The organism is Synechococcus sp. R55.7, from assembly GCF_047461955.1.
Lineage (GTDB): Bacteria > Cyanobacteriota > Cyanobacteriia > Thermostichales > Thermostichaceae > Thermostichus.
In genome coordinates, this window is the sequence record NZ_JANSIC010000495.1 from 1 (window position 1) to 615 (window position 615).

1 protein-coding gene is annotated in these 615 nt (G+C 61.3%); it reads right to left on the minus strand.

Annotated elements, in window-relative coordinates; translation table 11 throughout:
- Nucleotides 1-24 precede the first annotated feature (24 nt).
- On the minus strand, nt 25-615 hold a 591-nt coding region (gene hisIE, locus NW820_RS13325; RefSeq protein ID WP_414407768.1), incomplete at its 5' end, for a bifunctional phosphoribosyl-AMP cyclohydrolase/phosphoribosyl-ATP diphosphatase HisIE.

Consider the following 615-nt stretch of genomic DNA (forward strand, 5'->3'; position numbering starts at 1 on the left):
CCGCCTTCGGGGGACATGGCCCTTTCACTTGGCGGAACGGCGGGCTTGGAGCTGGCGATAGACATCCCTAACATCTACCTGATAGTGAGCAAGGGCCACGAGGCAGTGGTACCAGAGGTCGGCCATCTCACGGGCCAAAGCCACGCGGTCTTGATCCTTAGCCGCCATCACCACCTCAGCCGTCTCCTCGCCAAGTTTCTTCAAAATGGCATTTTCCCCCTTGGCTAGCAAGCTGCTGGTGTAGGAATCGGGACGGGGATCCGCCTGGCGGGCCTTGACCACGGCAAACACCTGCGACAGGGTATCGGCTGCCGGGATGGGATCCCTTTGCAAAGGGCGAAAGAAACAGCTCCGCGCTCCTGTGTGGCACGCTGCATCCCCCACCTGCTCCACCAGGATGACCAGGGCGTCGCCGTCGCAGTCGTAGCGGATTTGTTTGACCCACTGCACATGGCCAGAAGTTTCCCCCTTGGGCCACAACGCCTGCCGCGAGCGGCTCCAAAACCAGGTGCGGCCTGTTTCCAGGGTTTTTTGCAGCGATTCCCGGTTCATCCAGGCCATCATCAGCACTGTTCCGTCCAGGTAGTCCTGCACGATGGCCGGGATCAGGCCCTG